The following is an 11,343-nucleotide window of genomic DNA, read 5'->3' as shown; positions in this document are numbered from 1 at the left end:
ATCCGCCCCATCGCCGTCCTCAGCCGCCGCTCAACAGCTGGGGGATGCGGTCGAACAGCGCGTGGGTGAAGGTGACCGCCTCGGTGATCATCCAGTTGCCGCAGACGACGAGCGCGACGCCGACGGCGATCGCCTTCGGCACGAACGAGAGGGTGACCTCCTGGATCTGGGTGATCGACTGCAGGAGCGAGATGGCGAAGCCGACGACGAGTGCGGTCACCAGGAGCGGCGCGGCGAGCTTCGCGGTGATGAGCACGCCTTCGAGGGCGATGTCGAGGACCGATTCCGGGTTCATCCCGACCCCGCGTAACTCTGCACGAGCGTGCGGAGGATGAGCCCCCACCCGTCGACGAGCAGGAAGAGAAGGATCTTGAACGGCAGGGAGATCATGACGGGAGGGAGCATCATCATGCCCATCGACATGAGGGCGGCCGCGACGACGAGGTCGATCACGAGGAACGGCACGAAGATGACGAACCCGATGATGAACGCGGCGCGCAGCTCCGAGATCATGAACGCGGGGATGAGCGTGATGAGCGGTGTGCTGGCGGGGTCGTCGGGGTTGTCGGCGCCGGAGAACCGCGTCATGAGCGCGAGATCCTCCTCCCGGGTGAACTGCAGCATCCAGGTGCGGAGGGGGTCGGACGCCGCGCCCACGGCATCCGTGAAGGTCAGGCCGCCGTCGGTATAGGGCTGGACGGCGACCGTGTGGATCTCGGTGAGCACCGGCCACATGATGAACAGCGTCAGGAACAGCGACAGGCCCGCCAGCACCTGGTTCGGGGGGATCGTCGGCAGCGACAGCGCGTTTCTGGTCATCGCGAGCACGACGAAGATCTTCGTGAACGACGACATCATGAGCAGGAGCGCGGGGGCGACCGACAGCAGCGTGATCCCGATGAGGGTCAGGATGGATGCCGAGGGCGTTCCATCGATGCCGTTGATGTCGACCGTCACGCCGCTCGGCGGCGGCGTCGCGGGAAGCGTCGGGTCGACCGTGTCGGCGAAGGCCGGAGTCGCGGAGAGCACGTGCACCGCGAGGAGGATGCCGAGGACGATGACGGTCCGCAGCGCCCGGCGCGGGGTGCGGCGCGGCGGCTCGATGTTGCGCGGGGACGCTGTGTTACGCGGCGGCGCGGTGTTGTTGCGCGGCGGCGCGGTGCGATCCGTCACGAGGGTGCTCCGTCAGGCGCCGATGGCGCGGCGCAGGGCCTGGGAGGCCTCGCGGGAGAGCGCCGCCCCGAAGGTCGGGCGGGCCTCGCGCTGGGCTTCCCGGTGGGCTTCCCGGTGGGCTTCTCGGTGGGCGCGACGCAGCGGCAACGAGCCGGCGGTGGCGGTGGATGCGGCGGTGGCGGTGGTGACGTCGGATGTGGCGGTCGTCCCGGGGATCGGCACGGCGGTCGTCTCGGGGGTGGTGGCGGTCGCGGCGCTCGGCATCGCGGTCGGCAGAGCGCTCCGCAGCGCATGCACGGGCGCGAGGCGCGGGGCGGATGCCGGCACGTCGGGGGCGGCCGTGCCGTCGGTCGGGCGGCTGTCGATCACCGACACCCCGCCTTCGCCGACGCCGAGCACGTAGCGCACGTCGTCGATCTCGACGACGACGAGCTGCGTCTTGGGGGCGAGGCTCCGCTTGGCGACGACGGTGACGGCGTCGCGGGCGCGGTCCTTCTTCGACTTCTTCGAGACGCCGCCGCGGGCGAGACGTCGCTGCAGCAGCCAGACGACGCCGAGGACGGCGGCGAGCGAGACGACGACGCGGGCGGCGAGGAGCAGATCGTCCAGGTCAGACCTCCGCGTTCTCGATGATGCGCGTGATGCGCACCGCGTAGTCCTGGTCGACGACGACGATCTCGCCGTGGGCGATGAGGCGACCGTTGAGTTTGACGTCGGCGGGCGCGCCGGCGGACCGGTCGAGTTCGATGATGCGGCCCGGTTCCAGGTCGAGCACGTCGCGCACCGTCATCCGGGTGCGGCCGACCTCGACCGTGAGGTCCATCTCGACACCGGCGATGCGCTGCAGTCGCCGGGGCGAGGCGGCGCGCGTCTGCGAGATGCGCACGGCGAGGCGGCCGATGGTGCGGCCGGTCTCGTCGGCGAGTTCGAAGACCTGCGCGTTCGGGTGCGAGAACAGGGCGGAGGCGTCGCCGATCGTCGGCTCGCCGAGCACGCTCGGTCCGAACGCGGCGGCCGCGGCATCCAGGGCGTCGCGCAGCCGGTCGGCGAGCGGCGTCTCCGCGTCGCCGAGGAGCGCGGACTCGTCGAAGATGACGACGGCCAGCGCCGCGCTGGTGTCTCCCACCGACGAGACCATCACGGCGTCGCCGGTCTCGCCCGACCCGCTCGCGGGGTGGGCGGTGGTGCGAGTGGCGGTGGGGAGCCGGTCGGCGAAGGCTGCGGCGGCGGCGGCTTCGTGGGTCATGGTGCTAGTCATGCGGTCTCCTCGGCGAGGGTGCGGGGAAGGTCGGACGAGGTGACGACGCACGCGAGCCGCGCGCCGTTGGCTCCCACGGCGGCGGATGCCACGACGTGCTCGCCGACCGCGAGGTCGAGCGGACGGTCTTCGCCGTGGGGGAGCGAGAGGATGTCGCCGACGGCGAGATCGAGCACTTCGTCGGGGCGCATGCTGCGCGTCGCGAGGCGCAGCACGAGTTCGACGGGCGTCTCCTCGACGTGGCGGCGGACGACATCCGGGTCGGGTGCGGCGTGCGGAGTCGACGTGGTGTCGGTGAGCCGTTCGAGGAGCACGGCGGCGGGCAGCGCGATGCTCGCCGCCTCCGTGCGGTCGCCGAGGCGCATCGAGAAGCGGGCGACGACGACGAGATCCTGCGCCGAGACGATCTGCGCGAACGCCGCGTTGTACTGGACGGCGCTGACGCCCAGTTTCTCGGAGAGGAGACCGCCGAGCGATCCGCGCAGGTGACCGAGGGTCTCGTCCATGAGCGACCGCAGCAGCGCGAACTCGATCGGGGTGAGCGCGCGGGTGTCGAGCGTGTGGGCGGCGTCGCCGCCGAGCATCCGCACGATCCACTGCAGGGCGGTCGACACGGGGAACTCGATGATGGCGCGGTCCTCGGAGCCGTCGTCGGTGCAGAGGATGAGGGTCGTCGTGGTGGGCACCGTCGACACGTACTCGTCGTAGGTCTCGAGGGTGACGCGGTCGACCGTGATGTGCGACCGCAGCCGAGCCTTCGAGGTCAGCTGCATCGCCCAGAGGCGCGCGAAAGCGTCGAACGCGGCGGCGAGGGCGCGCGTGTGCTCGCGGGACAGCGCGGCCGGACGACCGAAGTCGTGGCGCTCGGGCGCCGTCGGGGACGCTGCGGCGTCGCCGACCCGCACGGTGTCCTCGATCTGCACGGCATCCCTCGCTCTGTGCAGGGTCTTCGACCTGCACGGGCGGGACTATCGGACGCGTGCGCGGGGCCGTTAGTCGCGCGTGGATGGGGGATGCCGCGGTGCGGTTCGTGCGGCGCGGTCACGCGTGCGGTGTGGTGCGGTTCGGTCAGGGGCCTCCCGCAGCGAGCGCGTCGAGGCGGGGGAGCTCGGCGCGTACGTCGTCCTCGGCCGCCGACAGCACGACGATGTCGACGCGGCGGTTCTGGGCGAGTGCGGCGGCGCTCGTCCCTTCGGCGAGGGGCCGGGAGGATCCGTAGCCGACGGAGCTGATCCGGTCGTGCGCCACATCGCCCTCGTTCGCGAGGTAGCGCAGCACGCCGGTCGCGCGGGCGGAGGACAGTTCCCAGTTGTCGCGGAACGGCGGCGAGGGGCGACGGAAGTCGGCATGCCCCTCGACGGAGATGTCGTGGGTGTCGTCGGCGAGGACGGTGGCGGCCGCGTCGAGCACGGCGCGCGCCTTCGCGCTGAGGGCGGTGCTGTTGGTCGCGAAGAAGGTCTCGGCGCTCTTGAGGCCCATGGTGAGGCCGCGCTCGTCGATCGTGAAGGTCGCCGCCTCTTCGAGCCCCTCCTCCTCGAGCGCCTGCTCGAGCCGCTCGCGCAGCAGCGCGAACGAGTCGTACTCCTCTTCCGCGGCGTTCGGGGGCAGCTGGGGCAGTTCGAAGAACGACTCGCCCTCGTCGTCGACGAGATCGGGCGGGACGACGACGCCGGTCGAGACGTCGATGGCATCCGTCTGCTCCGCACCGAAGCCCGTGGCCAGCGATGCGCGGAGCGCCTCGAACTTCTCCTGGTCGACGTTGGACATCGCGAACATCACGATGAACATGCACATGAGCACGGTGATCATGTCGAGGTAGGACGCCATCCACCGTTCGTCGGGACCGTGCCCGGCGTCGGCGTGGGCGGGGATGCGGCGGCGACGGGAGACGCTCATGCGGACTCCTCCGCGGGTTCGGTGGCGGCCTTGTCGCCTGGCTTCTCGCGGCGACGTTTGCCGCCGGCGTCGGGCGCGAGAGCGCGCAGGCGCTCCTCGACGAGGTGGTGAGGGCTTCCGGCCTGGACGGCGAGCATGCCCTCCGTGAGGAGCGTCATCCGGTCGACTTCGATCTCGGCGAGCCGCTGCAGGCGTGCGCCGATCGGCAGCCAGATGAAGTTCGCCGACAGGAGGCCCCAGAGGGTGGCGACGAACGCGGCGGCGATGAGCGGGCCCAGCGTCGAGGGCTCGTCGAGCTTCTCGAGCACGTGCGTGAGGGAGACGACCGTGCCGACGATGCCGACGGTCGGGGCGTATCCGCCGAGGGTCGTGTAGAAGCGCGCGGCCGTGCGACGGACCGACGCCGTGGTGGCGACCTGGTCTTCCATCAGGATGCGGAGGTCTTCCGCGTCGGTGCCGTCGGCGATGTTCTGCAGGGCCTGTCGCAGGAACGGGTCCTTCTCCTCGGCGACGGCGTCCTCCAGCGCGAGCAGCCCCTCGGACCGGGCCTTCTCGGCGTAGCCGACGACCGTGACGATGAGATCTTCCGAGGAGCCCTTGAGCCCTCGGAGCGCGCGGGGCAGTGCGCGGACGGCTTCCTTCGCGTCGCGCACGGTGCCGCCCGCAAGACCGATGGCGATCGTCGCGCCGAACACGAGGATCATCGGTGCCGGGAGCAGGAGCGCTTCGACGTGCGCGCCTTCGAGCGTGATCATCGCGTACAGGCCGGCGAAGGCGATCAGGATGCCGATGATGAGCATCAGTCGTCACCGCCTTCGGTGGCGGTGGTGGCGTCGGTGGTGGCGTCGGCGGCGTCGGCGGTGGCGTCGGCGGCGGTGGTGGCGGCGGCGTGCGTGTCGGCGACGGGTGCGGGGGTGTCGGTGACCGGCGCGTGGGTGTCGGCGGGTGTCGCGGCCGTGGCGGCGGAGGTCGTGTGGTCGCCGTGGAGGGCGGAGGTCAGCACGCGGGAGCGGAATGCGACGACGGCGTCGATGACGGCATCCATCGTTTCGGCGACGACGAACGTCGCGCCATCGACCATGACGAGCGTCGTGTCAGGGGTCGCCTGGATGCGCTCGATGAGGTCGGGATTCACCGCGAAACGGGTGCGGTTCAGTCGCGTGAGGACGATCACGAGCACCCCTTCCCTGGTTGATGGTCGGCGAACGCTGGGCGACGCCGGCGGGCCTGCGACATCGTGTCTTCGGCTCGTGGGGGGACTGTCGGCCGGCGCGGGTGATCCGTTAGTTCGGTCGTGATCGCGAGGTGGTCGTGGTCGTCGCGGTGGTGAACACGAGGGTGCGGGCGGGGTGGTCGGGGTAGGTGCGTCCGGTGGGGCTGGTCCAGTGGAGGATGCCGTCGGGTGTCTGCCGGACTCGCCAGGCGGAGTGGTGTTTCAACGTGTGGTGACGTCGGCAGAGGTGGGCGAGGTTCGTCAGTTCGGTCGCGCCGTCGTGTTCGCGGGCGATGGTGTGGTCGATGTCGGACCGGCCGGTGGGGGTGCGGCAGCCGGGGAAGCGGCAGTGTTCGTCTCTGACGCGGAGGGTGCGTTTGAGGTGGTCGTTGGGTCGGTACCGGTCGGTGGCGAGGACGGTGCCGGTGGCGGGGTGGGTGAGGACCCGGTCCCATCCGGTGGCGGTTCCGGCGAGGCGGAGGGCGGTGGCCGTGTCGATGGGGCCTTTCCCGATGAGTTCGGCGGGCGCGTCGTCGTGTCCGACCGCGGTGAGCACCGGGACGGTGACCTGCACGCGGGCGATGATCGCCTCCCCGGCGGGGATCGCGTCGTTGGTGGTCTCGGGGGTGGCGTGTCCGGTGAGGACGAGGTCGGCGAACACGTCAGCACGGACCTCGCTGACCCGACGCGTGTCGGCGGGGCGGGTGTCGGTGGGCTGGGTGTCGATGGGCTGGGTGTCGGTGGGGCGGGTGGTGTCGGGGTGGGGAAGGAGTGCACCGTCGGCGGTCGCGTCAGGCGCAGGGGCCGCGCTTGCGCCCCCACTCCGCGCTTCGACGACCCGTCTTGCGTACTGATCGACGCGGTCGCGGATGCCGTGGGCGATCGCCGCGGGGAGGATCGCGATCAACTCCGCCATGCCGTCGTCGAGGTCACGCACCCACACCTCTCGCTTGGCTGCGGCCACGGTGTGCCGCTCCTGCAAGGGGACCGGGTGCAATCGTGCGGCAAGGATCCGCGCGGCGGGCTTGAGCCGTCCCGGTGTCTCCCGCCGCGCGACCTCCAACGCCGCGTCTTCGTAGACGGCCCGCGCCGCGTCGTCCTCGAGCGCAGCCCCGGCATCGACCACCACTCGCACATGCCCGTGTGACACGTCCCCGGCAGCCCACGCGGCGAACGTCGCGGGGAACTTCTCCACCAAGACCACGGCATCGGACATGTGCTTCTGCAACGTCCGGTCCGAAACGCGCGCGGCGGCGCCGATCTGCGCGGCGAGGGAACGGATCGGGATGTCGGCGACGGACGTGGGCTCACCGGCATCCTGTGCCATCGCCTGCGCGATCTCGACTGCCTCGGCCAGCAGCGCGGCCTCGCGGGCTTGGGCTGCGGCGGCGTCGCGCCGGGCGTCGGCGAGCGCGTGCAGCAGCGTTTCGATGCGCTGTTGCCATGCGGTGCCGGTGTTGCCTGTCATGCTCCGATTCTTCTCGGGGGCACCGACATTCCCGGCGACAAAACCCAGATCAAAGGTGCTTACTGTGGACAACTTCCGACACGCCGGGGGTGTGGAGGAGGGGGCGGCGTTTCGTCTCGCTGCGCTCGCTCAACGACCGGGGGTGACGCGATGATCCGGTCGTTGAGCGAGGAGCGCAGCGACGAGACGAAACGTCGATACAGGCGGGTGCCGCGTTTCGTCTCGCTGCGCTCGCTCAACGACCGGGGGAACGACCGCTCGAGCGGCGCCGTTTCGTCTCGCTGTGCTCGCTCAACGACCGGGGCCGACGATCGTGCCGGCGTTCTCGCCGATCCACGCCATGAGCGGCATCATCCGCTCCATCAGCTCGTCGCCGAGCGGAGTCAGGGCGTACTCGACGCGGGGCGGCACCTCGGGGTGCGCCGTGCGTGCGACGAGGCCGTCCTTCTCGAGCGTGCGGAGCGTCGACGCGAGCATCTTCTCGCTGATGCCCTCGACCGTGCGTCGCAGCTCGCCCCAGCGGATCGTGCCGTCGGTGAGGGCGAGCAGCACGAGCACGCCCCACTTGCTCATGACATGATCGAGGACGACGCGCGAGGGGCACGCCTCTTCGTACACGCCCGGCAGTTCGGCCCGGATCTCCGCAAGACTCACCATCATGTGTGTACCTTACCAAAAGGTGGGTACCCCCTCCGGGGAATGTGAACAACGCGCCCCCGCGTTCGTTCGGGTGAGCGCGGATGCCGTGCTCCTCCCGTGAAAGGACACCCCATGACCATTCTCGTCACCGCCGCCGGCGGCCAGCTCGGACACCTCGTCGTCGATGCGCTCCTGCGCCGCGGCGTCGCCCCGGAGCAGATCGTCGCCGGCGCCCGCACCGTCTCGAAGGTCGTCGACCTCGCCGACCGCGGCGTGCGCGTCGTGCCCCTCGACTACGACGTCCCCGAGTCGATCGTGGCCGCCCTCGACGGCGTCGACTCCGTGCTGTTGATCTCCGGTTCGGAGGCGGGCGCCCGCTTCGAGGGTCACCGCCGCGTCATCGAGGCGGCGAAGGAGGCGGGCACCGCGAAGCTCGTCTACACGAGCCTCGCGCACGCCGACACGATCGACTTCGTGCTCGCGCCCGAGCACGAGCAGACCGAGGAGGTGCTCGCCGCCAGCGGTGTGCCTGCCGTGGTCCTGCGCAACAACTGGTACGCCGAGAACTACGTCGCCGACGTTCTCCGTGCCGCCGACACCGGCGTGATCGCCGCGTCCGTCGGTGAGGCGACCGTCGCTGCCGCTAGCCGCGCGGACTACGCGGAGGCTGCCGCCGTCGTGCTCATCGAAGACGGTCACCTCGGCCACACCTACGAGCTCTCCGGCGACCACGCCGTGTCGTACGCCGACATCGCCGCCGCCGCGACCACCGTGCTCGGTCGCGACGTGGCCTACGTCCCGCTCACGAGCGACCAGCTGCAGGCCGGGCTCGCGGACGCGGGACTGGATGCCGGCACGATCGGCTTCGTCTCGGCGATGGAGGACGGCATCGCCCGCGGCGTGCTCTCGCCCGTGCACGAGGACCTCGCCCGCCTGATCGGCCGCCCGACGACGCCCCTCGTCGACGCGCTCGGCGAGGCCGTCAGCGCGGCGCGCGTCGCCGGCTGACGCAGGCGGAGACCCGTCGCGGCCGGCCGACGCCCATGGCATCCGTCTGCGCCCGACGGCGTCGGCACCGCCGACCCCCTCCGACGGATGAGAATGGCGAGCCGACACGATCGCTCCGACGTGGTCGTGTCGGTTCGCGGCGTGTCGGCTCGCGGGGATCCCCCTGCAGGATCTGGGGGAGATCCGAGGGATCCGGCCGGGACCTGGGGGGATCCCGGGATCGATCGCCATGCCGCGGGCTGCGGCTTCATGGCACGTTTCCGGGCCGCGCATCTCGCCCACGGGGGGTGAGGGAAGCGAGGCTCGAGGGCGACTATCGGCAGGTCGGCCCCACGCGTTAGGCGGCCGCGTGCACGAGTTCGCGGCGGAGACTACGCGGTGGCGAGCAGGGCCGACACGCGCAGGAGCGAGCCCGGGACGAGGCGGTAGTACGCCCAGGTGCCGCGCTTGGAGCGAGAGAGGAAGCCGGCCTCGGTGAGCACCTTCAGGTGGTGGGAGACGGTCGGCTGGGAGAGGCCGATCGGCTCGATCAGATCGCAAACGCACGCCTCCTCGCCCTCGGATGACGCAACGATCGAGAGGAGCCGGAGGCGGGCGGGATCCGCGAGCGCCTTGAGGGTCGCGGCGAGGTGCTCGGCATCGGACTGGCCGAGGGGCTCCTGCACCAGCGGGGCGCAGCACGCCGGGGCAGGGGTGGCGTCCGTGAGCTCGAGCATCGTGACCATACATCGACCATAGTCGATATTGACAGTCATCGATACATATGGCGATACTGAACATCGACGACCGTCGATCTTTCGAAGGGTCCTCATGACGCTGCTCGACCTCACCCCTCGCCCCGTGACCACCGATCGCCTCGCCGCGCTGCCGGTGCTGATCATCGGCGCCGGTCCGGTCGGACTCGCCGCCGCCGCGCACCTCGTGGAGCGGGGCATCCAGTTCACCGTGCTCGAAGCCGGTGACGCCGTGGCATCCTCCGTCCGCCGCTGGGGGCACACGCGGCTGTTCTCGCCGTGGCGGCACCTCATCGATCCCGCCTCCCGTCGCCTGCTCGAGAGGGCGGGTTGGACCGCGCCGACCGACGAGGGTGCGCCGCCCACGGGCGGGGGGCTCGTCGACGACTACCTCGCTCCGCTCGCAGCTCTGCCCGAGATCGCCTCTCGCATCCGGTTCGGCGTGCGCGTCGTCGCCGTGAGCCGCGAGGGAATGGACCGCACCCGCTCCGCCGGTCGTGTCGCGACGCCGTTCCTGTTGCGCCTCCACACCGCCGACGGCGACGTCGAGGAGATCACCGGACGCGCGGTGATCGACGCGTCCGGCACGTACACGACGCCCAACCCGCTCGGCTCGACCGGCCTGGACCCGCTCGGTGTGGATGCCGTGAGCGCGCGGGTCATGCACGCGCTGCCCGACGTCCGGGGCGTCGACCGGGCGCGCTTCGAGGGAGCGCACACGGTCGTGGTGGGCGCCGGCCACTCGGCGGCGAACACGCTGATCGCGCTCGCCGAACTCGCGGCGGACAGCCCGGCGACGCGAGTGACGTGGCTGATCCGGCATCCGTCCGCCGTCCGGGTGTCGTCGTCGGCCGACGACGAACTCTCCGATCGCGCCGAGCTCGGCTCGCGCGTGGACCGGCTCGTCCGCTCCGGCCGGGTGGAGCTCGTGGACTCGTTCGAGATCTCCCGTCTGAGCCTCCACGATGAGGCGGTGCGCATCATCGGAAAGCGGCGCGGAGAGGACGCGTTCCTCGACGCGGACGTCATCGTCAACGCCACCGGCTTCCGGCCCGACCTGTCGATGCTCCGCGAGATGCGGCTCGAGCTGGAAGAGGTCGTCGAGGCGCCGAAGCGCCTGGCGCCGCTGATCGACCCGAATCTGCACTCCTGCGGCACCGTCGCCCCTCACGGGTTCACGGAGCTGCGGCATCCCGAGGAGGGCTTCTTCGTCGTCGGGATGAAGTCCTACGGGCGCGCGCCGACGTTCCTGCTGGCCACCGGCTACGAGCAGGTGCGTTCCGTCACGGCGTGGCTCGCCGACGATCTCGCCGCCGCCACGCAGGTGCAGCTCACACTCCCCGCCACGGGCGTCTGCTCGACCGACGTCGGCGGCTCGGGCGCGTGCTGCGCATGACCGCTGTGCGCGCCATGACCCCCGCGGACTGGCCGCAGGTCGAGGTCATCTTCGCGGCGGGCATCGCCGGAGGTGAAGCCACGTTCGAGACCGCGACGCCCGCGTGGGAAGCGTTCGACGCCGGCAAGCTCGCGCAGTCGCGGCTCGTGGCCGTCGGCGACGACGGAGCGGTGCGGGGGTGGGTCGCGGCGTCGCGCGTGTCGACGCGGGAGGCCTACCACGGGGTGATCGAACACTCCGTGTACGTGCACCCCGATCATCGCGGTGAGGGCATCGGACGGCTCCTGCTCGACGCGTTCATCGCTGCCTCCGAGGATGCCGGGGTGTGGACGATCCAGTCGAGCGTCTTCCCCGAGAACACAGCCAGCCTGCGACTGCACGAGGCGGCCGGATTCCGTGTCGTCGGGCGCCGAGAGCGCATCGCCCGCAGCGCGCTGGGGCCGCACGCCGGATCGTGGCGCGACACGGTCCTGATCGAGCGCCGCTCGGCCCGCAACGGCGGCTGAGCGGCCCGCGTCCGCGGCTGAGCGACCCGCGCCACCCGATCCACCCGCCGAT

At 71.2% G+C, this 11,343-nt stretch carries 14 protein-coding genes; 3 read left to right on the top strand and 11 right to left on the bottom strand.

Going from position 1 to position 11,343, the window contains the following annotated elements; translation table 11 throughout:
- Window positions 1-19: 19 nt before the first annotated feature.
- The 10 genes from fliQ to P0Y48_11465 form a co-directional block, all read right to left on the bottom strand.
- Complete coding sequence (gene fliQ, locus P0Y48_11510; protein ID WEK13085.1) at window positions 20-295, bottom strand: flagellar biosynthesis protein FliQ; 276 nt, start codon at window positions 293-295, stop codon at window positions 20-22.
- The gene (gene fliP, locus P0Y48_11505) at window positions 292-1,104 is read right to left on the bottom strand and encodes a flagellar type III secretion system pore protein FliP (protein ID WEK15064.1); all 813 of its coding nucleotides are present in this window, start codon (window positions 1,102-1,104) and stop codon (window positions 292-294) included. The genes fliQ and fliP overlap by 4 nt, the downstream gene beginning before the upstream one ends.
- Window positions 1,105-1,185: 81 nt before the next feature.
- The gene (locus tag P0Y48_11500; protein WEK15063.1) at window positions 1,186-1,713 is read right to left on the bottom strand and encodes a flagellar biosynthetic protein FliO; all 528 of its coding nucleotides are present in this window, start codon (window positions 1,711-1,713) and stop codon (window positions 1,186-1,188) included.
- A gap of 70 nt (window positions 1,714-1,783) precedes the next feature.
- Window positions 1,784-2,431, bottom strand: a complete 648-nt coding sequence (fliN, locus tag P0Y48_11495) for a flagellar motor switch protein FliN (protein ID WEK13084.1) — start codon at window positions 2,429-2,431, stop codon at window positions 1,784-1,786.
- Window positions 2,428-3,354 carry a flagellar motor switch protein FliM gene (locus P0Y48_11490; GenBank protein ID WEK13083.1) on the bottom strand — a complete coding sequence of 309 codons (927 nt, stop codon included), beginning with the start codon at window positions 3,352-3,354 and terminating at the stop codon, window positions 2,428-2,430. Before P0Y48_11490 ends, fliN begins: the two co-directional genes overlap by 4 nt.
- Window positions 3,355-3,499: 145 nt before the next feature.
- Window positions 3,500-4,327 carry a flagellar motor protein MotB gene (locus P0Y48_11485; protein WEK13082.1) on the bottom strand — a complete coding sequence of 276 codons (828 nt, stop codon included), beginning with the start codon at window positions 4,325-4,327 and terminating at the stop codon, window positions 3,500-3,502.
- The gene (locus P0Y48_11480) at window positions 4,324-5,127 is read right to left on the bottom strand and encodes a MotA/TolQ/ExbB proton channel family protein (GenBank protein WEK13081.1); all 804 of its coding nucleotides are present in this window, start codon (window positions 5,125-5,127) and stop codon (window positions 4,324-4,326) included. Before P0Y48_11480 ends, P0Y48_11485 begins: the two co-directional genes overlap by 4 nt.
- Window positions 5,127-5,501 carry a flagellar FlbD family protein gene (locus P0Y48_11475; protein WEK13080.1) on the bottom strand — a complete coding sequence of 125 codons (375 nt, stop codon included), beginning with the start codon at window positions 5,499-5,501 and terminating at the stop codon, window positions 5,127-5,129. Before P0Y48_11475 ends, P0Y48_11480 begins: the two co-directional genes overlap by 1 nt.
- A 109-nt stretch (window positions 5,502-5,610) precedes the next feature.
- A complete protein-coding gene (locus tag P0Y48_11470) occupies window positions 5,611-7,008 on the bottom strand; it encodes a DUF222 domain-containing protein (protein ID WEK13079.1) in 1,398 nt (465 codons plus the stop codon).
- A gap of 291 nt (window positions 7,009-7,299) precedes the next feature.
- A complete protein-coding gene (locus tag P0Y48_11465; GenBank protein ID WEK13078.1) occupies window positions 7,300-7,668 on the bottom strand; it encodes a helix-turn-helix domain-containing protein in 369 nt (122 codons plus the stop codon).
- A 111-nt stretch (window positions 7,669-7,779) separates the two neighbouring features.
- On the opposite strand from P0Y48_11465, the gene P0Y48_11460 reads away from it, so the two are divergent.
- Window positions 7,780-8,655 carry an SDR family oxidoreductase gene (locus P0Y48_11460; protein ID WEK13077.1) on the top strand — a complete coding sequence of 292 codons (876 nt, stop codon included), beginning with the start codon at window positions 7,780-7,782 and terminating at the stop codon, window positions 8,653-8,655.
- A 371-nt stretch (window positions 8,656-9,026) separates the two neighbouring features.
- Here P0Y48_11460 and P0Y48_11455 read toward each other — a convergent pair whose 3' ends face one another.
- A complete protein-coding gene (locus P0Y48_11455) occupies window positions 9,027-9,380 on the bottom strand; it encodes a metalloregulator ArsR/SmtB family transcription factor (GenBank protein WEK13076.1) in 354 nt (117 codons plus the stop codon).
- Window positions 9,381-9,465: 85 nt separating this feature from the next.
- On the opposite strand from P0Y48_11455, the gene P0Y48_11450 reads away from it, so the two are divergent.
- Window positions 9,466-10,785 (top strand): FAD-dependent oxidoreductase, encoded by a 1,320-nt coding sequence (locus tag P0Y48_11450; protein ID WEK13075.1) that lies wholly within the window; start codon window positions 9,466-9,468, stop codon window positions 10,783-10,785.
- The gene (locus tag P0Y48_11445; GenBank protein ID WEK13074.1) at window positions 10,782-11,291 is read left to right on the top strand and encodes a GNAT family N-acetyltransferase; all 510 of its coding nucleotides are present in this window, start codon (window positions 10,782-10,784) and stop codon (window positions 11,289-11,291) included. Before P0Y48_11450 ends, P0Y48_11445 begins: the two co-directional genes overlap by 4 nt.
- Window positions 11,292-11,343: the final 52 nt, after the last annotated feature.

Source organism: Candidatus Microbacterium phytovorans (assembly GCA_029202445.1).
In the GTDB taxonomy this organism is placed as follows: Bacteria; Actinomycetota; Actinomycetes; order Actinomycetales; family Microbacteriaceae; genus Microbacterium; species Microbacterium phytovorans.
The sequence above is the reverse complement of the archived record's forward strand: the minus strand, read 5'-3'. Positions and strand labels throughout refer to the sequence as shown.